General features: G+C 41.0%; 18 protein-coding genes. 4 read left to right on the top strand and 14 right to left on the bottom strand.

Features of this window, described 5'->3' with window-relative positions:
* Positions 1 to 165 precede the first annotated feature (165 nt).
* On the top strand, positions 166 to 2,331 hold the full coding sequence (locus MUCPA_RS08475; protein WP_008505747.1) for a S46 family peptidase: 2,166 nt from the start codon (positions 166 to 168) through the stop codon (positions 2,329 to 2,331).
* Positions 2,332 to 2,436: 105 nt separating this feature from the next.
* Here the strand turns inward: MUCPA_RS08475 and MUCPA_RS08470 are convergent, their stop codons facing one another.
* From MUCPA_RS08470 to MUCPA_RS08455, 4 genes are all read right to left on the bottom strand, one after another.
* Positions 2,437 to 2,685 (bottom strand): hypothetical protein, encoded by a 249-nt coding sequence (locus MUCPA_RS08470; RefSeq protein WP_169316160.1) that lies wholly within the window; start codon positions 2,683 to 2,685, stop codon positions 2,437 to 2,439.
* A gap of 337 nt (positions 2,686 to 3,022) precedes the next feature.
* Positions 3,023 to 3,946, bottom strand: a complete 924-nt coding sequence (locus MUCPA_RS08465) for a helix-turn-helix domain-containing protein (RefSeq protein WP_008505745.1) — start codon at positions 3,944 to 3,946, stop codon at positions 3,023 to 3,025.
* A 70-nt stretch (positions 3,947 to 4,016) separates the two neighbouring features.
* Complete coding sequence (locus MUCPA_RS08460) at positions 4,017 to 4,874, bottom strand: SDR family NAD(P)-dependent oxidoreductase (protein WP_008505744.1); 858 nt, start codon at positions 4,872 to 4,874, stop codon at positions 4,017 to 4,019.
* Positions 4,875 to 5,197: 323 nt separating this feature from the next.
* Positions 5,198 to 6,274 (bottom strand): serine hydrolase domain-containing protein, encoded by a 1,077-nt coding sequence (locus MUCPA_RS08455; protein ID WP_008505741.1) that lies wholly within the window; start codon positions 6,272 to 6,274, stop codon positions 5,198 to 5,200.
* Positions 6,275 to 6,787: 513 nt separating this feature from the next.
* Between MUCPA_RS08455 and MUCPA_RS08450 the strand changes: the two genes are divergently transcribed.
* A complete protein-coding gene (locus MUCPA_RS08450; protein ID WP_008505740.1) occupies positions 6,788 to 7,348 on the top strand; it encodes a hypothetical protein in 561 nt (186 codons plus the stop codon).
* 464 nt (positions 7,349 to 7,812) lie between these two features.
* Here MUCPA_RS08450 and MUCPA_RS08445 read toward each other — a convergent pair whose 3' ends face one another.
* From MUCPA_RS08445 to MUCPA_RS08420, 6 genes are all read right to left on the bottom strand, one after another.
* A complete protein-coding gene (locus tag MUCPA_RS08445; RefSeq protein WP_008505739.1) occupies positions 7,813 to 10,014 on the bottom strand; it encodes an alpha-N-acetylglucosaminidase in 2,202 nt (733 codons plus the stop codon).
* Positions 10,015 to 10,067: 53 nt separating this feature from the next.
* On the bottom strand, positions 10,068 to 11,639 hold the full coding sequence (locus MUCPA_RS08440) for a glycoside hydrolase family 28 protein (protein WP_008505738.1): 1,572 nt from the start codon (positions 11,637 to 11,639) through the stop codon (positions 10,068 to 10,070).
* 11 nt (positions 11,640 to 11,650) lie between these two features.
* A complete protein-coding gene (locus MUCPA_RS08435) occupies positions 11,651 to 13,276 on the bottom strand; it encodes a sodium:solute symporter family transporter (RefSeq protein ID WP_008505737.1) in 1,626 nt (541 codons plus the stop codon).
* Between the two features lie 59 nt (positions 13,277 to 13,335).
* On the bottom strand, positions 13,336 to 14,550 hold the full coding sequence (locus MUCPA_RS08430) for an acyltransferase family protein (protein ID WP_008505736.1): 1,215 nt from the start codon (positions 14,548 to 14,550) through the stop codon (positions 13,336 to 13,338).
* A 229-nt stretch (positions 14,551 to 14,779) separates the two neighbouring features.
* Positions 14,780 to 16,459, bottom strand: a complete 1,680-nt coding sequence (locus MUCPA_RS08425) for a RagB/SusD family nutrient uptake outer membrane protein (RefSeq protein WP_008505735.1) — start codon at positions 16,457 to 16,459, stop codon at positions 14,780 to 14,782.
* 19 nt (positions 16,460 to 16,478) lie between these two features.
* Positions 16,479 to 16,916, bottom strand: a complete 438-nt coding sequence (locus MUCPA_RS08420; RefSeq protein WP_040625795.1) for a hypothetical protein — start codon at positions 16,914 to 16,916, stop codon at positions 16,479 to 16,481.
* Positions 16,917 to 17,014: 98 nt separating this feature from the next.
* Here MUCPA_RS08420 and MUCPA_RS08415 point away from each other — a divergent pair, with 98 nt between their 5' ends.
* On the top strand, positions 17,015 to 17,248 hold the full coding sequence (locus MUCPA_RS08415) for a hypothetical protein (protein ID WP_008505734.1): 234 nt from the start codon (positions 17,015 to 17,017) through the stop codon (positions 17,246 to 17,248).
* A 23-nt stretch (positions 17,249 to 17,271) separates the two neighbouring features.
* Here MUCPA_RS08415 and MUCPA_RS08410 read toward each other — a convergent pair whose 3' ends face one another.
* Positions 17,272 to 17,478: a hypothetical protein gene (locus MUCPA_RS08410; RefSeq protein ID WP_008505733.1), complete on the bottom strand. Its 207-nt coding sequence runs from the start codon at positions 17,476 to 17,478 to the stop codon at positions 17,272 to 17,274.
* A gap of 181 nt (positions 17,479 to 17,659) precedes the next feature.
* Between MUCPA_RS08410 and MUCPA_RS08405 the strand changes: the two genes are divergently transcribed.
* A complete protein-coding gene (locus MUCPA_RS08405) occupies positions 17,660 to 17,950 on the top strand; it encodes a hypothetical protein (RefSeq protein ID WP_008505732.1) in 291 nt (96 codons plus the stop codon).
* A 311-nt stretch (positions 17,951 to 18,261) separates the two neighbouring features.
* Here MUCPA_RS08405 and MUCPA_RS08400 read toward each other — a convergent pair whose 3' ends face one another.
* From MUCPA_RS08400 to MUCPA_RS08390, 3 genes are all read right to left on the bottom strand, one after another.
* Positions 18,262 to 18,570, bottom strand: a complete 309-nt coding sequence (locus MUCPA_RS08400) for a hypothetical protein (RefSeq protein ID WP_008505731.1) — start codon at positions 18,568 to 18,570, stop codon at positions 18,262 to 18,264.
* 209 nt (positions 18,571 to 18,779) lie between these two features.
* Positions 18,780 to 19,517 (bottom strand): uracil-DNA glycosylase family protein, encoded by a 738-nt coding sequence (locus MUCPA_RS08395; protein ID WP_008505729.1) that lies wholly within the window; start codon positions 19,515 to 19,517, stop codon positions 18,780 to 18,782.
* A gap of 250 nt (positions 19,518 to 19,767) precedes the next feature.
* A complete protein-coding gene (locus MUCPA_RS08390) occupies positions 19,768 to 20,712 on the bottom strand; it encodes an IS1595 family transposase (RefSeq protein WP_008505728.1) in 945 nt (314 codons plus the stop codon).

Here is a 20,712-nt window from a genome sequence, read left to right as displayed (position 1 = left end):
GCATGGCGCGTATAAGTGCTAATCAAAATACCCGATTGCTTATCAAACCATTCATTAACATCTTAACCTGCCATAGCTGTGCTTTCTGTTTTTGCAACTATGCTTTGTGCCAAATAAACACTTATTTTGTGCAGGGAATATCTCTCAACACATTAAAGTTTATTAATGAAAAAAATTAGAATTTTTGTTTTGCTATTTACAATAGCCTCTGTTTTTGGAGGTATTGCTAAAGCCGACGAGGGCATGTGGATACCTATGCTCATCGGCAAGAATTACGACCAGATGAAAAAGCAGGGCTTTAAATTAACGCCCGAAGATCTGTATAGCGTTAACAAGGCGAGTATCAAGGATGCCATTGTTTCTTTAGGCGGCTTTTGCACTGCGGAAGTTGTATCAAACAAAGGCTTGTTGTTTACCAATCACCATTGCGGTTATGAGTCGGTATCATCAAATTCAACTCCCGAGAACGATATATTAGACAATGGCTTTTACGCCAAAAGCTTTGCCGAAGAGAAGCCTATTAAAGGTTTGTTTGTGCGCTTTTTGGTAAGAGTGGAAGACGTTACCGACCAGGTGATGGCCGGTTTAAAAGATGTAAGCGAAGCCAAGCGCGCCGCTACATTATTGGATGTTAATAAGGCTATTGTGGCCAACGCAACCAAAAACACCAGGTATGATGCCGCGGTAAGTACTTTTTTTGGTGGCAACCAATATTTACTGTACATCTATCAAAAGTATACCGATATCAGGCTGGTAGGTGCTCCACCGCAGTCAATTGGTAAATTTGGCGGTGATACTGATAACTGGATGTGGCCCAGACATACCGGCGATTTTTCGATTTTCAGGATCTATGCCGATAAGGACGGTCAGCCTAATGATTACGCTGCCGATAATGTTCCGTATACGCCTAAAAAGTTTTTACCTATCTCGTTAAAAGGTGTTAAAAACGGCGACTTTGCCATGGTATATGGTTACCCCGGCCGTACCGACAGGTTTTTAACATCCAACGGCGTAAGGTTGGCTACCGAGGAAACCAGTCCGCTGATTGTGAAGCTGCGTGATATCCGTTTAAAGGCATGGAAAGAAGAGATGAATAAAAGTGTGGATACACGGTTGAAGCTGTCCTCCCAATATGCCAAAATAGCCAATTACTGGAAATATTATATTGGCCAGGGCGAGCAACTTAAACGCCTGGGTATTTATGAGCAAAAAAAGAAGCAAGAAGCAGAGTTTACCAAATGGGCTGCCAACAAACCCGAATATGTCGGTTTAATGGAAAAGTACCAAAAGTTATATGCCGATTACGAGCCTTACGCCATCCACCGTACCTATGTTAACGAGGGTTTGCGTGCCCCTGCCTTTGTTGTGAATACGCTTAATATTTTTTATACACAGAAGGAAAAAGAAGCCCGAAAGGATGATGCCGCCGCTGTAGCGGGTTTTGATAAGGATTTGAAAGAATACGCTGAAAATTATGCTAAAACTTATAACGAGATAGCCGATAAAAAAACCTTTGCACAGCTGATGGCCTCTTATTATAATGATGTGCCTAAAAACCAGCACCCAGAGTTTATTGAAAACATAGTAACCAAGTTTTCGCCAGGAAATGCTCCGCAGGCCTTTGCGAAATTTGCCGATTACCTTTGGGCCAATAGTAACCTGATTGAGCCCGGAAAATTGAAAAGTGCTATAGGAAACCTATCGGTAGAATCATTAAATGCCGATCCGGCGGTGATGTATGCCATAAACCTGGTTCCGCAAGTTTATATTAAAAAAGTTTTTGGTGATAAGATAAGCGATTTTGACAGTAAGAAGGCCGAATTAGACAAGCTCTATCAAAAGGCGCTTCTGGAGAAAAATCAAGGTAAACTGATGTACCCCGATGCTAACTCCACTATGCGGATAACCTATGGCAATGTGCAGGATTATACCATGAAAGGTAATAGGAAGGCACCTCTGAAAACAACGTTGGACGGGATGATGGCAAAATATAAGCCCGGCGACAGCGAGTTTGATTTACCAGCTTCGTTGGTTACCGCTTATAAGAAAAAAGATTTCGGCCAGTATGCAGAAGGCGGTACTGTACCGGTTGACTTTATAACTAATGATGATATTACCGGTGGTAACTCCGGTTCGCCGGTTATTAATGGCAAAGGCGAACTGATCGGCCTTGCTTTTGACGGCAACTGGGAAGCCATGAGTGGCGATATTGCGTTTGACAAAAAGTACAAGCGGACTATCTGTGTGGATGTGAGATACGTATTGTGGTGTATTGATGTTTTAGGACATGCCAACAATCTGATCAGCGAATTGGAAATCCATAAATATTAACATAAACAGACCAAGCAAAAGGCCTTCAGAATTTCTGAGGGCTTTTTGTTTGCCCGTTAATCAGACGATCTCCTGATCAAATTTATTCTATAGCGTTGATGATAATCAGAAATCTAAGTCTTTTTTTACTTGCAAAACAAAAGAGTCGGCAACGTTTGCGAGTGATGCGATTTTGGTTATATCAAAATCGGTGTCTAAAAGAAGGTTCTTTACAAACTCATACTGCTCCTTTTTACGTCCTTCCTCACGCCCTCTTTCAAGTCCTTTCTCAAGTCCTTCTTCCAGCGCTTCTTCTCTTGTGATGAGCTTGATTGTTTCTATAATTCCCATAGCTTTTTCATTACCTGTTAACAAATCGATCTCCTGATCAAATTTAATATTTATTTCCGGGTCGCTGTACTTAAAATGAGTATATCTCAACCCGTAGCCGAAAGCGAAGTGTATTCAGCTCGCCGATATATGCCGATTTGTAGGCCAGATCATTTATATCTACTAAGGGTCTTCTGTAAGGTTATAATCGCCAAACAGCACATCAGCCATTGCATTGGAAAAATAAGACTGGATGCCAACGACAAATAATAACGCGAGCTCTAACGTTAACACAATTGCCGAATCTTTTATAATGTGATCTGAGCGCTTAATGCTAATCAATTGGTGCGGGTAGAACGGTAATTGGTAATTAAAGGAGCCATTAGTTAAATGACTTCCTGAATTCTAAAGGTGATGTTTTAGTTTTCGCTTTAAACAGCTTGTTAAAAGATTGCGGATGCTCAAAACCTAATTGATAGGCAACTTCGCTTACCGACAATCTTGTTGCTGATAGTTTTTCCTTAGCCTGCTCGATGATCTTTCGATGTATCAGGTGCTGGGCATTTTGCCCGGTAAGTGACCGTAGCATGTCGCTTAAATAGCTTGGTGATATATTTAGTTTCTCCGAAAGGTATTGCACTGTAGGTATGCCGAGGCTTGAGGATTTATCGCTTGTAAAATATTCATCAAAAATATCTTCCAGTTTTTGGAGCAGGCCGTTGCTTACTACTTTCCTTGTAATAAATTGCCTTTTGTAAAAACGGTTAGCATAATTTAAAAGCAACTCGATCTGAGAGATGATCACATCCTGACTAAAATCATCTATCCTGCTATTTAGCTCTTCTTCAATGATTTTAAAGATGGAAATGATCGTTGTCTTCTCCTTTTCCGACAGGTGCAAGGCTTCATTTGCCGAATAGGAAAAGAAGCCATACTGCTTTATCTTTTTTGCCAGCGGATAATTCCATAAAAAGTCGGGGTGTATCAGCAAAGTGTATTCGGAACATGCTTCTGCATCGTTGGTGCCATGGTTCCCGATAACCTGGTTAGGTGCGGCAAATAGCAGACCGCCTTCATCAAAATCATAATAATCCTGGCCATATTTTAGTTTGCCGCTTAAACCTGGCTTATAGGATATTTTGTAAAAATGCAGTACATGGGCGTGGGGCAGGTTGGATAAGATGACGCGGTTAGTGGCCGCATTGATAAAACTGATTAGCGGATGAGCCGGCGCAGGTAAACCGAAAGCCCGGTGCATATCTGATAGCGACTCCATTTTAACATGGACGATCTCCTGGTTTTTCATTTTTAAATTTAATTAATTATAACCGGCAATGTTGTACATGGCCGGTTATAAACCATCTTTTACCGGAAGATTACTTTGAAGTGCCCTGGGCCGCTATGGAAACTGCATCCCACTCTTCCCAGGTTGCCAGCCTTTCGGCATAGGCGGCGCGTGTCCACGACAAGTTTTGACTGCCCAGATTAATTCTCAAAGGCGGGTTTTCCGCATCAACTACTTTAAATATCGCTTCAGGTGTCGCATTAGGATTACCTCTTTCCATACTTCTTAGACTATCGAAAAACTGCGTTTTAAAATCCTGGTAAATATCAAGGCCTGCAGCAAATTTTAACGACTCTGCGCTACCGAACTCGGTGGCGTAAGCACCCGGCTCGATGATCGTCACTTTAATTCCGAACGCTTTAACTTCGAGGGCTAAACTTTCGTGAATAGCTTCGAATGCCCACTTGGTAGAGCAGTAGTAGCCGATAACAGGTAAGGTAACATGGCCAAGGTTGCTTGATGTACCGAGGATATGGCCGCCGCCTTGCTGACGGAGCAAGGGTAGGGCAGCCTGGATAACTGCAATTGCACCGAAAACGTTTGTTTCATACATCGCCTTTATTTCATCGGCACTTGCTTCCTCTATTGTGCCGACTAACGAATAGCCGGCATTGTTAAGTATGATATCCAGCCTCCCGAAGTGGGCATGAGCTTGTTCAACGGCGGCTTTTACCTGTTCGGCTTTGGTGACATCCAATTCCAGGGTCAGCACGTTAGCGCCATATTTTTCGTTAAGTTCGGCAATACTGGCTAATTGGCGCGCAGTTGCTGCTACTTTATCGCCTCGCTTAAGGACCGCTTCGGTCCAAACCTTTCCAAATCCACGGGAACTGCCTGTAATGAACCAAACTTTTTGGCTAACCGGATGATTATTTTGTTGTGTGGTCATATTGTTTTTTTATTTAACTCAACAAATGTCGATAACGGGTATGACCTTAACGTAGCCAAATTGAGGGCATTTGTAGTCGAATTGAGAATAGCCGGATTTGACCTTCCGCACAGCCAAGTCAAAGCGCATACCACGTATTAACCCCAAAATAGATTATGTATATAATACCCTTTTGTAGCCGGTTTTGTAGATTTACATAGTTTATCCGCCTAAAAGCATAACGTATACTTAGCAGGCGGGCCACAAGGGGAACCCTTGCGGCAGCGGCTTTATCCAACAATTTTAACTTAACATGACACTCGGAATATTGAGGTTTCGAATCATTATTTAAACTCTGGAATTGTGTATGGCTTGTTAAAGTATATGCGTATAGCATCTACCATTATATTATGTATAGGGATTCGCATTCCATTACAAGTATAAGCTATTGCTAACTTCTCTTGTGGTAAATAAAAAAGTTCGCTATGAAATCCGTCAATGTCTCCACCATGTCCATAGCCTTTTTTATCAGAAAACAACATGGTATACATGGCCATACCATATTGGCCGTTCATCGTTTTCATCAGTTCTAAACTTTTCTGGCTAATGAGTTTTCCTGCGAAAAGTGCATATATAAATTTAACAAGGTCAGTAGATGTAGATACAATAGCACCTGCCCCACCGGGAATACTCATATCTGTTTCGGGTATTGGCATCCATTGTCCTGCATATTTATAAGAGTATGCTTCATTTTTGGAAGGGTTGATTTTAGCACCGTAATAGGTATCGGCCAATCCTATTTTTGAGGTGATACGTTTTTTTAATTCCTGGGCATAAGTTTTACCCGTCAATTTCTCAATGATATAACCCAGCAATACGAAATTGGTATTGCAGTATTCGAATTTTTCATCCGGCTCAAAATCAGGCTTCTGCTTGGCAAAAATGGCAATCATTTCGGCTTCTGATTTGGGAGTGGTCATATAACGAATAAAAAGCGAATCACTCGTAAAGTTATGAAGACCGCTGCGATGGTCGAGCATTTCTGCTATGGTGATTTTTCCGGCATTAGGGAGTTGCGGGAAAAAAGTGGCCAATGGCGTTTCAAGGTCAAGTTTGCCTTCATCGATCAATTGGAGAACCATTGTACCGGTAAACATTTTACTGATAGAGCCTATACGGTATTCAGTTTTAATTGTCGATAGTGTTTTTAATCCTTTATTTATCTGCGTGTAACCAATTGCATTTTGATAAACCAATACGCCGTTAACGGAGATAGTGATACTACCCATACTTTGGTCATGCGTATTCAGCGCGACAAAAAAGCTGTCTAACTTGGCCTTATTAAAAGTTTGCGAAAAGGTGCAACTCTGTAAGAGCGGGAGCATGAATAAAAATAAAAACGCGTGAGTTTTTTTTATCATCGGATGTGATTTGAAATGTTAATATAGTGTTTATCCTACTAATATAAAACTTGCATTTAGGAGGATGGTAATGGATGCGGCTGTATTCCCTGTTTAAATTTAATCTACTGCGTGACGGGGGGATATTTCAGGAAAATGTTAATAATGTCAGTAAATAAATCCCTCCGCTACCGAAAGGGTCTCCCGTGTGGGCTCCCCGCATGCTAAGTATTGAATAAGTCAAATCGTGATGTTATCCTATTTTGCAATTTTGTATTTTATAAATGAGCCGTAATTGTAAATTCGGGAAGGATTATATTTTGTGAGTTTAGTGGCTATGTTTTGCATAGATGTTTTTATGCGACTGCTATATTTTGATGGTTTTTACGAAAAGCATAGTGCATATTTAGCATGCAGGCCACAAGGGGGATCCTTGCGGCAGCGGGGGAGGAATTGTACAATTAGGAATACTCACAGATTTCAGTAGAAAGATGTGAAATAAAATTTGGTTAATATATCCACAACTATAAACTTATGAACAGACAAAAACAGGAGGAAATATCACTTAAGGTATCTTATTATTGTTCCTATAAAGAATTTGCTATAAAGGGAGGTTTGGCATATTGGCCATTTTTTGTTGTTCTTATTTTGATGATTTTGACCGGACTAGTGGCGGGCAGCTTAAGTGTAACAATGTTTTTTTTGTTTTTTAGTGTATTTGTAGGTTTTTTTTGTGCATTTGCGACAAGGTTTTATGCTAATTCTCTTTTAGTGATTTCTGAAAATAGTTTGTTAATAAAAAGAAAGGATAAAACAATAAATTATAATTGGTCGGATATATCTAAGGTTGAATATCTTATTCCTTTTCATGGGCTTGCTTATCTGGAAATTATAATGGTTATCTATATGATTAATAATGATTTAGAATATGTATTTATTGAAAGTTTATACTTTAAGACAGCTAAAACAAGGGTGAAAATTATTCAATGTGCAATCGGAAAACATTTAAAAAAGCATGATTGTATAATTAAAAAGAGCGACTTCCAAACAAATCTATTGAATAAAAAACTTGGGCCACCCAATGTCTTTTCTTAAATAGTCCTGGGCAGTCCCTCAACTGGCGCGAGGTGTGTTCCGCGCTACCGCAAGGGTCACCCTTGTGGTCTGCATGCTAAGTATTGAATAGCCCAATCCGGGATGTTATATTATATTTCGCGATTTTGTATTTTTAACAGGTGAGCCGTAGATTTATAAATTCAAAATCGGGAAGGATTATATTTTGTGAGTTTGGATAGATGTATTTGGCGACTTTTATATTTTGATGGTTTGGTATATACATAACAACGCTTGCAGTCGATTTTGAAAAAAAACTACGATTATCTGCACAGCAGCGCACGCGGCTATGCAGGGGCTCAAGGGTTGGTGAAAGGTATAATCACATAGGCCACCTGAAAGCATAATGTATACTTAGCAGGCGGGCCACAAGGGGGACCCTTGCGGCAGCGGACGGTACTGCAAAAGATGTAAACATCCAGCCCATTACATCCATGTCACATGGATTACACATTTATCCTGCCCCAATACTTCTTATACAGCTTCCTTGCCTCTAAAACCGGATCGCCCTGCGGCTTTACCGGGTAATCTTTCCGGGCGTTTACCCACTGCCATTCCCAGCTTTTTATTTTCCGTTCAAAGGCTTCTTTATCAAATGGTTTTTTGCCGGTTAGGTCGAGGTTTATCTGTTCAAAATATTGTTGCCAGCGGGGTTTGTAAAAATCGTTGAGCAGGCCGCTCCATTGCCTGCAGGCGTACTCGTTCAGCGGGCAATCCTTATCGCCCCATAGGGTAATCAGGTCTTTGGCGTTCATTTCGTATAGCGCCTTTTCGCTAACGGTTGCGCCGCAGCGGCGGGCATCGGCAACCCAGGGGCCCAGTAAAAAATCTTTGCGGGTAGCCAGCAGTTGGTCCATATCCTGTATCAGCTCAATAAATTCGGCACTGTGTTTTTTAAAGGCTGCTGCGTCTTTTTGCTGATGGGCCAGTACAAACCGGCGCTGTAGGGTGAAGGCATAATTAGCCAATACCTGCCGGGAGAGGTCAACCAGGTCGAACCGGAAACCGTCGCTCGTAGATAAATCCTCCGATGCTTTGATCATGGCTTGCCAGGCCGGAAGCAAAGCCTTGGGTTCATAGTTTAAGGTTGTACGTGCCCAGCGGCTCGAGCTATCGGTAGTTGGGCGCGCCTGTATGATGGATTCGGCACCGTCGCGTATGTAGCGGTCGGCGAGGACGCTGTACACCGTTTTTCGTAAAATATTCCAGGCTTTTTGGGCTTGGGCGTTAGGCTTGCCGTAGCGGTTAAGTACGTATTTTGGTAGCCATTCATCCACATTAATGGGCTGGTTTCGCCAGGTATTATCTGTCAGCAAATCATACAATACCGGGTTTTGTTCAATACCCTCCATGGTGAGGCCAATACCTTTCATCTGGCCGCTTTTAGGGTCATGGTAAGCTTCGGCAGGCCCCTTTGCCGCCGAATCCATCCTGCCGAAAAGGTTGGTGTTAGCGCCAAAATTGTTCAGCATGTTCCAAATCCAGGGTTTGCCGTAAAAGGCCTCGGTGCGCTTCCATACGGGTTCAATTTCGGTAGCCAGGTCGAGGATGATCATTTTATCATCGGGTACGGCCTTTAATAAGGCTCGTGTTTGCTCGGGTTTCCAAAATTTACGATCACTGTAAAACAACCAGCCCTGCATTACCCATACAGCAGCGGTATCTGCTTGGTGCATGCCCTGATATACGCGTTCGGATAATTTGCCCAAGTATTCGGGTTCGTCGGATGGTGGCTCGTTCTCGTTAAAGGTATCAGCCGAGTATAAATGATCGGTACCCAGCAGGGCGGTTTGCTTCTGTAAAAATAACTGGCCTATGCGGGCAAACATCGGGTCGGCCGAGTCAAGGATGTAGGTATCGGCAAAGCCGTTTTTCCAGTTGGTGGTTTTAAGCTTGGCTGTTGGGTATTTGTTTTTAAAGGCGGCAGGCACGTGCCCGGTAAAGGCGGGCAGTACGGGTTTCATGCCCAGGGCCCTTTCGCGCGCTATGATTTTCTTTTGCAAATCAAAGTGGGTTTGCATCCAGCGCAGCGGCAAGGGGCCGCCCCAGCTATCCATATTGCCCATCCAAAACCACGAGAAGTAGGATGGGCCGGTAAAAAAGCCTTTTAAATCGTCGCCGGTAAAACCGAGTTCGGTATATACCTTATACCAGGTATACTCTTCGCCGGTAATAGCAAGCGGCATATTAATGCCGTGCAGCGCCATCCAATCAATCTCTTTTTCCCAGCGCTGCCAGTCCCACCAGCTCATGCTGTAGTTAAAGGTGCAGTAGTTGAGGTAATAGCGGTATTGGTAAGGCGTTTCTTTGCGGATCTTGTTTTTTACCAGCGGCAATTTGGCTGGTAGTTTAAGGTTGGTGCCGTTCCATGTAACCTGGCAATGGCCATATTCGGTAAGGTAATAGTACAGGGCAGATGCTATGGCTACGCCATTATTGCCCCGCAAAATAATTTTGCCGTTTTTACTTTCTATTTCAAAACAATCATGGCCGGAACTCATACCCGTAGTTTGAACAACAAAGCTTTGAGCCCTTTGCGGGATAAGCCGTTTAATAAGCGCGTACGACTCTTGTTGCGGGTTTTGAGCCTGCGCAAAAAAAGGAAGCATGAAAAGCGCGCAAAAAACCGATATTTTAGATATGCTCATGATATACGAAATGTTTAAGCTCAAATATGCCAATAGCCCCTGGGGCAATCTGTTTACTTGATCAGGATTTGCTTGTCTGTTTTACCTGCTACGGTGATGCGTTTAACGGTTGGTGTTGTTGAATTGCTGATCACAACCGTTGGCTTGCTTTGCATTTTATTGATGCGGATACCGTCGATATTCAGTTTATTCACATCATCAAAAATGCAGGCGGTACGTAAATCGTTCTTCAGGTAGCTAAGCTTGATGTTTTTTAGCGTTACACCATTGGCATGCCTTGCATAAAAGCCCCATGCAGGTAATTCGCCAAACATGGAAAACTCTGGATAATCACTAATAGCTTCGGGAATATTGGCCAGGTTATCAAAGTTGTATTTGGTATAATCTGTTTTTGAAGTGCCCTCATATGTTATGTCGATATCCTCTAAAGTAACATCCTCTACCTGGTGCCCGGGGATGCCCGCGATGGATGATGGGAATACGTGGTGTTTAAACCTCACCTCGGGGCCGTCCATGGGGTATCCCTTGTCGGGTTTTCCCGCAGGCACCTGGGCTTTTACCTGGCCTATATAAACCCTGCGCAATATACCGGGGGCAGCTTTTTTATTGCGTTGGCCTAAGCGGATAAAAATGGCGTTGCCCGTATTTCTGGCGGTTACATTCCTGATATCGATATCCTCAATCAAACCCCCGTCAACGGTTTCAATGGCGATGGCCGAGCGGAAGGTATCGTAAACCTCAATATCGCGCACCTTTATTTTTTTAAAGCCACCGAAAGACGCGGTTCCCATTTTAAAGGCGCTGGCACTCGAGCGGATGCGGCAATGCGATATATCAATGTTTTCGCAGGCCCCGTTCGGGTCGGAAGATTTTAAGCAGATGCCGTCATCGGCCACGTTAAAAAAACTATTGCTTAGCTTAACATTTTTGCAATCAACCAAATCAATGCCATCGTTGTTTAAAAAGGTATTGCTTACAACGGTAATGCTGTCAATCACCATATCCTGGCAGCTTCGGTAATCCTGTATCCAGCATAAGCCGTTTTTAATGGTGATGTTTTTAATGGTTACATCGCTGCACTTTATAAAATCAATAAGATGGGGGCGGTTACTTTCGGCAGGGCGCATTTGGTGCCAGTCGTTATAAGTTTGCCATTCATCATCCTTTAAGGTACCTGCGCGAAGCATGCGGTAGATGTCTTTCAGCAAATCGTCGCCACGGCCATCTATCGTTCCTTTGCCGGTAATAGCTATGTGCTGAGCATCGGTAGCCACAATTAATGCCGATGCCTTTTGCGGGCCATAATCTGCACGGTTGGTGGTGGCCAGCAGGGCCGCCCCGTTTTCAAAATGAAGGTTGATGTTTGATTTAAGGTTGATAACACCCGTAACAAACTGGCCTGCCGGTATCAGTACCGTACCGCCTCCATTTTCTGCAGCGGTGTTAATGGCCTTTTGTATAGCCAGCGTATTATCGGTTTTACCATCGGGCAGTGCGCCATACCGGGTGATAGGGTAGGGGCCGCTTTGGGCGAAGCAGGTTGTTACCAGCGCAAAAGGCAAGTATAAAAAGGCCTTTGCATATAAGCCGCGCAAGGCAGCAAAATTGTTATTCCTGTTTTTCATTGAAAATGTATTTACCAAAAGATAGTGTATAAAGCGGTTAGCACGCCGCAAATAATGATGGAGCCTACGGCAAAACTCCTGTTGATGCGGAACATGGATGTATCTACCTCGATCACATGTTCTGCTGATGGTTTTTTAGTAGTTAAGCTGATGATGGCCATCACCACAACAATCACCACAAAATCAATGGTCATACGGTCAAGAAACGGATAATCCGGAAACGCCCCATGCGTCCATACGGGTAAAAATTTAAGAACGGTTGATAAGGGTATGGTGAGTATAGCGCCTGTTAAAGCCGCAGTGGCAGTAGTGCGTTTCCAAAAGAAACCTAACAGGAAGATAGCCAGCACGCCCGGCGAAATAAAACCGACATACTCCTGGATAAACTGGTAAGCCTGATCTAAAGAGCGTAGCGACGGCGTAACAATGGCGGCAATTACCATGGCTATAACTACCGCTATTCGGCCTACAAACACCATCTTTTTTTCACCGGCATCTTTATTAAGGTATTTTTTGTAAATATCCAGCGAAAAAATGGTGGATATGCTATTTGCCTTTCCCGCCAGCGATGCTACTATGGCTGCGGTGAGCGCGGCAAAAGCTACGCCTTTTAAACCGGCAGGTAGCAGGTTAATCAGTGTTGGGTAAGCATGGTCGGGCTTAACTACGCCGCCGTCGCTCATTTGGGCGGTAAACATGCCTTTGCTGTGCAGCAGGTACATAATAATGCCGGGCAGCACGGCAATTACCGGTACTAACAATTTTAAAAAGGCGGCAAAAAGTATCCCCTTGCGGGCGGTAGGCAAATCGGCACCCAGGGCGCGTTGTACAATGTACTGGTTACAGCCCCAGTAGGCCAGGTTGTTGATGAGCATACCGCCAATTAATACCGAAATGCCGGGCAACTCTTTATAATTGGGGTTTGATGAATCGAATATCATGTGAAAATGCTCGGGTGCATCTCTGCGTAATACCGTCAGGGCCTTAAAAATATCATTTCCGAAGCCGTAATGCTGGGCCAGCAGTTCTAAAGCCAGGTAGGTAGTAATAAGGCCGCCAATAATTAATACCAGTACCTGTATTACATCGGTATAGCCAATAACCTTCATGCCACCCAAAGTAACGATCATGGAGAAGAAACAAAGGCCGGCTATGCTCCAGCCGAAACTGATGGTTGATATGGACGATATGGCCAGCGCACCCAGGTAAATGATGGAGGTAAGGTTGACAAAAACATATACCAATAGCCAAAATACGGCCATAATAGTGCTCACATGGTCGTTATACCTTAACGAAAGGAACTGCGGCATGGTGAATATCCTGTTTTTGAGATATACCGGGATGATAAAAATAGCTACCAGGATCAGCGCGGCAGCAGACATCCACTCGTAAGACGAAATGGCGAGGCCAAGGGCAAAACCGGAGCCCGACATCCCGATAAAATGCTCAGCTGATATATTTGAGGCGATTAACGAGGCCCCAATGGCCCACCAGGTTAACGATCCCTCGGCCAGGAAATACTCCTGGGCATTTAAGCTTTGTGAGCGTTTTTTGTTATAAATATAATAGCCGTAACCGGATACTATGATAAAGTAAATAGCAAAAACAACGTAGTCGAGAGTTTGTAGCTGATTCATTAATGGGTTTATATTTTGTTTATACGTTTTTGTTGGGCAACAATGTCCAACAATTCAGCTTATAATTTAAGAAAAATTTTTCTGCGGTAAAGAAAACGCAACAATAAAAGCTGTAGTATGAACACACCTATCCAAATAAGGGCGTTTTGCCATGGCCCGGGCACCTTGTCAATTAGCCCGCCAAACAGAAATTGCGAGCTTGATTCAAAGTTGATGAACCCATGCGCGGCCATATAAATGAGTATGGAATTAGTGCCTATCCAAACCATGGGTTGGCACCATTTTTTATATCCGGCAACATCAATAATGCCATAAAATAAGGTAAACAGTAAAAGGCTCCATCCACCGGCATACAAAGTGAACGAGCTTGTCCACATATTTTTATTGATAGGGAAGGCCATATTCCAAATTAGGGCAATTAGAATTAAAGAAATGCCTGCAGCAGCCATGATGCCAATTTTTTTTAATGGCGATAATCTTTCGCCCGGTTCCCACTGTAAAAAATGACCGGTAAATATCCCCATCATAGCGGTTGCTATAGCGGGGATGGTTGAGAGCAAGCCTTCAGGGTCGTACACTTTGCGGTGCAACTTTCCGGGTAAAAAATGCTGATCTATCCAGGCTGATAAATTTGCGCCGGGTGTTAATACTCCGGCACCGTGGCCTGGTACCGGCACCAAAGCCATCAAGAGCCAATAGCCTAACAAAATAACGGCAAACCAAATTATTTGCCACCTTAACGAGCTGTTTAAATAAATAACAGCCGCAAAAAAACAGGCAAGCGCTATTCGGCCCAATACACTGGCAAACCTGGTTTGCTGGTACCCCGCAAAATGCAAGGCTCCGTTTACTACGGTGCCCAAAAGTATCAGCAAAACGGTACGTTTAATTAAACGCACATAAATTTGTTTGTTGGAAGATGGGCTTTGTGCAACTTGCCTGTTGTAAGAGAATGGCATAGAAATGCCGGCAATAAAAATAAAAAGGGGAAAAATAAGATCGTAAAAGGTGAATCCGTTCCAGGGCGAGTGATGGAGCTGATTGCTGATGGCTACCGCTATCCGCTCCAATACCGATAAATTGCCATTGGTTGCTATTTGCCAGGTAAGGGAATCTTGTACCAGGTTATATTTGTTTTTAACCACACCTGCAAACCCATGAAATATCTCCTCGCCGCTGATAATCCAAAACATATCAAAGCCACGTAAGGCATCGAGTGATACAAGCCTGGTTTTTGGCTTGCCTTGGTTGGTAACGGGAGTTTCTTGGGCCATAATGGGATTTAAACGCGGTTTAATAAAATTAACTATAGTGGTGCAAGTAAATGAGCCCCACCCAAACCCTCCCCGGTAGGGAGGGCTTAAAAAAATCTCCTCAACTGGGGCAGGGGCCACACCCGGTATGGAGGGCTTAAAAAATTTTCCTCAACTACAGAGGGTTTAAAAAGTCTCCCCTGCCAGGGGAGATTTAGAGGGGGCTATAGCTTTTTAGTATTATGTTTTTTTAGTAACCCGTGTTTTGAACCAGTGCCGAGTTGGCCGACATGGCAGTACTTGGTATCGGGAAGATCCGGCGGGTAACATCCGCGTTGGTTTTGCCCAAGCCATAACTGTTTTCAAACATACCAAAACGGATCATGTCGTTACGGTGCCAGCCTTCCCAGGCTAATTCTTTGCAGCGCTCGCTGTAAATGGTGCTCAGGGTAACGCTGCCCAAAGCGGCTGTGGTGGTACGTACCGCTTTAATTTGGTTTACCAATGATAAGGCGGTGGCCCCTAAGGTTGGTGCGCCACCACGCAGAATGGCTTCAGCTTTCATTAAAATAATATCTGAGTACCTGAAAATAGGCATATCATTATTTTGATTCCTGCTGATGGTATTGGTATAATCCGGAAAGAATTTGATGTTGCGGTATCCAATGTTCCAGGCAATTTCATCGTTACCCAAATCAAACGAAGAGGCAGTACCGGAGCGTACCGAACTTGATGTAAGCGGGCTAAGTACCAAAGAATATACGTAAGTTGTTTTTGGACTACCACCGGTGTAGAATTGGTTGTATCCCAGGTTAGTGCTCGACACCATGATGGGGGTACCATCTTGCCAGTATTGTTGTCCGGTTAACCATTGTTTGTTACGCACATCATTGGCGTCATCAAAATAAGCATAAAACTCGGATGTGGTCATACGTGGGCCGCTCGGAGAATTGTTAACCAAGCCGTTGCCTGTGCTTTGGTTAATAACAGGATCGGTATATGCCCCGGCTGTTGAGCCTGAATAGGAATAGCGGATACCCAGGTTACGATTTAAATCGTACCGGGCGAAAAACATATTACCATTTGAGGTGGATGCGTCATACGGAATAGCAAAAATAAATTCCTTTTGCGAGGGGCCGTTTGTAGGATAAAACATTTGAAGATAAGTAGCCATAGGCTCTAAAGAGTACAGGCCCGAACTGATGATCTGATCGCAGGCAGCAATACAGTCGTCGTACCGCGATGTGCCGGTATAAACGGCGGCATTTAAATACATTTTAGCCAGTATGGAGTAGGCAAGCCATTTGGTAGGCAAGCCGTACGTAGCAGTTGCAACCGTTGTTTTAAGATATGGGAGAGATGCCTTAAGCTCGCTTTCCACAAAATTAAATACCTCGCTTCTTTTAGCGTTTGTTTTTAAGTCTTTTGAACCGTAAAGGGTATCTAATGGAACATTACCATACGAATCCATCATCATGAAATAAGCCAGTGCTCTCACGGTTTTCAACTCAGCCAGGCTTGTGCTTTTTGCAGCTCCCGCCGGTGCCGAAGCCCTAAAGATGGAGATAGTTTGGTTGGTTGTACCAATGATGTTGGTAAGGTAGTTCCAATTAGAGGTTACCCAGGCATTATCTTTAGTCCAGGTATGTCTGTGCAGTTCCAGGTATTTGTTGCCATCTATCCAGTTTGGGCCAAAGCTTGGTAAAACAGCTTCATCGGTAGAACAGCTTTGTGTAAACCAATACGAGCCAGCATAGTCAGCACGAAGTGCAACAAAAACCGGTCCCTCAGCCGAGGTAAGCTGAGCCGCCGTTTTAGGATAAGTGTCGGGCGTTATTTCAGAGGTAACCGCAACATCGGTTTTTTGGCAGGATGGTATGATGGTGGCAACAGCCAGCATACTCAATATCCCTAAAATTATCTTTTTCATGTCTTTTTTAGCTATTGTTTTAAAATGATACGTTAACACCAACTAACAATGTGCGTGTTTTAGGGTAAAAGTTATTATAGTCGATACCCGGAGAAACGCCACCCTGGTTAATTTCGGGGTCGATGCCTTTATATCCTGTTATCGTAAATACGTTATTTGCAGTAAAGTATAACCTCACGTTACTTACATTTTTAAAAGGGTTTTTAAGGTTATAGCCTAATGTGGTGTTGTCTAAACGTACATACGAACCATCTTCAACATACCTGTCAGAGTAATACGAGTTTCTAATGTCGGTGATTTTATCGTTCGCGGCAGTTACCAGTATGTTGTTTACAGTGGCTGCCGAAACGTTGGATAGGTCTGCCCGGGTGGCATTGAATATCTTATTGCCAAAAGTGCCCCTGAAGAAGAAGCTTAAATCAAAGCGTTTATAAGTAAAAGTATTGCTCCAGCCCATCAGTATGGATGGTTGCGGGCTGCCTAAATAAAAATAGGCAACGATATTGATAACGAACCTAAGTAAGTTAGAGTAAAAAATTCTTTATCTTTAGGTGTATGGAGAATAAAGAGTTAATAAAGGAACAATTTACAAAGTTTCAAATCCAATTTCTTGAGCTTATTAAAGAAGCACCAAAAGAATTTCATGACTATTGGGATAAGCGTATCGATTATATTGAATATCCATTTTTAACAATAGGTATTAAAGCTGGTTCAATAGACTACCTCCCAATAGAATTGCAAGGTAAATATTATGAATTAAGAGATAAATTTAAAAATTTGAAATTATAATTCTTTTTAAAATTCCATTTTATCTAAAGGTAATAGCTCTTCTTTAAATGCTCTCTATAAGAGTTGCCTTTTAATGATATAAATTTTTGATCTTCAATTTTATTCCCTTCTTCTAATAAAAGTAAATATTCCACCGACTCAAGTCTATTTTCTAAGATATTCATTACAGGTATCAATACTTCAACATTTTCCATTTCTAAAAGCTTCATAGCTAATTCGTGACTTTTCATAAGTCTATTAACTCTGATAAAGAGCCTTGAAAATTAGAATATTAGTAATGTATTTAGCATATCTAAAAATGTGGAAAACTATATACTAAATATATTAGTAGCTAATTTTATCTTTGAATATGTGATTTTAAATGAAGTCGTATACATTTATTAGTTTAATTTTATAATTATTAACATTTTTATGAGTAAAAAAGAAGATCCAAACAAAAAGATATGGATTAAAAGATTCCTACCTGATAGAAATCCTGACCATATTCAAATTTCTTTGAGTGGTTACAATTCTATAGTTGAAAATGAAAAGCAGCTTAAAGAAAATAATCAGCCGATACAGTTAAAATTTGAAAAATCCCCTTGGTATTATTCATTATATAAAGCAATCCCTGCATATATAAATAGTTGGTTCTTTAAGCTTATAATAGCAGCATTGGTCTCCGCGTTTTTTACTTTAGTGATAAAGTATTATTTTCCTTGATCATTATTTTCGTAATGTGTTTATTTAAAAATGAGTAATTGTAGTATTTTGGTTTATAAAAATTCAATTTTAAATCACAGTTATTATAAATAGCAAAAAGGGAATAAAGATCGAAGCCTCCATTCCCTTTTGATCTTATTACTTTTGACTATCGGAGTTGCTGAGAACTGCGGTCGAATTTCGTAAGAATAGTTTTTTAATACTTTTGACCATCGAGGCATCAGAGTAGCCACGGTCGAATTTCTTAAAATTTGCAAAACAAATATAGCCAACGATTTTTATTTTTACAAATAAGGACGTTGGCTATATTGTTACTTTTCAAAATTAGTGCTATCAACGATAAGTTTCTTTTCAAATAATTTTTGAACTATTGGATCAAGTCTCATTAAGCGTTGTTGGTTTGCATTTGCTTTATTATACCGACTTATAAATGTATCTATTTCGCTCTCGAAAATAAATGTATTTTTCATAGTAAGATTTTCTTTAGGAAATACTATGAATTCATAAGGCACGTAATGAAATGGGAGTGTGATCCCCAATAATAAAGCTATAATAAAAATTAGAACCGTATAATTTAGTTTTATTTTAAACGGTTTATTTTGTTCTATTTGTTCTTCCATAAAGTATGGCTTTTAATAGTAAAGCAATTAATCAGAGTTAACAGTGGTATGGAAATGAATCAGGAAATTAAAAACGAAGTGAAAGCTTTAGAAAATGAAATCAACAGGCTAATTATAGAGCTTCAAAACAAATATCCTACAGGTTATTTAACTATCGTTCCGGTTACCGAAGATCATTCCGTTTTTAATGGTGAATCAATTGGTCCAATTCAATTATTGGAACTTATTAATGACTCGGATTCTTCAAGTACCCCTTCCATATAGTTTCGTAGTCTTAACCAATCTTGAGCTTGAGTTTCTATTGAGCGTTTCATTAGACCATTAGGAGAACAATGACTTACAATAAATAAATCAGAACCATTAGGTAATTTACGTTTTCCATTATTAGCAATAGCTTCGTAAACTGATTTTTCAAGCTTTAAATTATATATTGAACCAATTGCTTTATAAGCTACCATACTCATGGCTATAATGTGTTTTGGTTGGATTATATCGATAAGTGCTTTTAAGTACTCCCTACAAGTTTCTTTCCACCATTCATCTTTTACAGGTAAACTCATATTTTGATTATCGGTAACTTTTATACCCAATATGGCGTTCGTAAAAAAGATGGGGTATTTGATTTGATTATTATAATCCACTTTATCGAAGTTATAACCATAACCTAAAATGCTAAATAAGTCGATAAGATTGTTATTGGTTGAACTACTTTTTTCTTTCTTCCAATTGTTTTTGAGATTGTGTTCTAAAGAAGTTGTATCGCTAAAATCTTGACCGATGAAGAGGATTTTAGCATCGAGATTATTATGCCATAACTCCCAAGGGTTTATTACATCAAAATTAAAACCTTCGATATGATGAGGATTTTTAAGACGTGGATCTTTAAAAACATGAGTTTTGAACTTCGTTATCAACTCAAGATAACGTTCTGATTTGGTTTGTTCCATTGTGGTAATTTTGAACTATTTGTAAATAAATAAGGCGTAACTGAAAATCTTACGCTGTTCAAGGCTTACCACAGCCTACCCTACGCAAAGACCCAGCTACGCCTATTTGGGCGCATCCGTAATCGTTACATTGCGTAGGGTTCATTTGTGGTAATTTAGAACAGCAATATTATTGGAGCAATATTTTTAATATACTTTATCTAACCATAAGCATTCACTTTATGGTTATAAAGTTCTACAATTAATAGGTTTATTGCAAACGTTTAGGAGAAGCAATTAATTCTTTATACATCAATCGACAATCAAAACATAGAAGCAAATTATCGTCAAATATTTCTTCGTTGCCTTTTGATCTTTGATTATATCGAAAACTTATTTCTCGACAGTATCGCATCAAGTGCTTTTTACTTACATTATGGTAAATACCGAAAATGCTTCTTTTAACCCAACTCCAAAAGCCTTCAATGGAATTAGTATGGTAATCGCCAATACAATATTGAGATTTACCGTGTTGAACTACCCCGTGTTCAAAATAGTTATGTAGACCTTTATAAACTAAAAATTCGTCTGTATTAACGATTGAACCAGGTGCTACTCGTGACCTAATTAGAGCTTGTAAGCCAACTTTAGGTAATTGCTTGGGATTATAGGTGAGGATACCACCTCCACGTGTTAGAATGCCGAATACGACAGATTTATCGGCTAATGATCGACCTTGAGAATTTGGAACTTTTTTATCCCAATGGCGGTTTTTATTTTTACCTCCAATATAAGTTTCATCAACTTCAATAACTCCGCTCATTACTTTTCGAAAATCTTCGCAATGGTTCATAGCATAACGTATTCTTTGAAGCATAAACCAGGCATTAGCTTGAGTTATATCAATATCTTTAGCTATTTGATGAGAAGAAATTCCTTTCTTATGAGAAGCGAATAAGTAAATGGCAATAAACCATTTTGTAAGGGGGATATGAGAGCGCTCAAAAATAGTTCCCTTAACTACAGAGAAGTTTAATTTACATAAGCCGCATTTATACGTCTTATTGTTTCTAAACTTATAGATTTTATCGGGTTTAAAACAAAAAGGACAATGAACTATATTGCCCCATCTTTGATGTTCTAAATATGCTCTACATTTTTCATCTGTAGAAAATTTAGTAAAAAATGCGTGGATTCCTTTTTCTTGATTTTTCAT

It is taken from the genome of Mucilaginibacter paludis DSM 18603 (assembly GCF_000166195.2).
In the GTDB taxonomy this organism is placed as follows: Bacteria; Bacteroidota; Bacteroidia; order Sphingobacteriales; family Sphingobacteriaceae; genus Mucilaginibacter; species Mucilaginibacter paludis.
The sequence above is the reverse complement of the archived record's forward strand: the minus strand, read 5'-3'. Positions and strand labels throughout refer to the sequence as shown.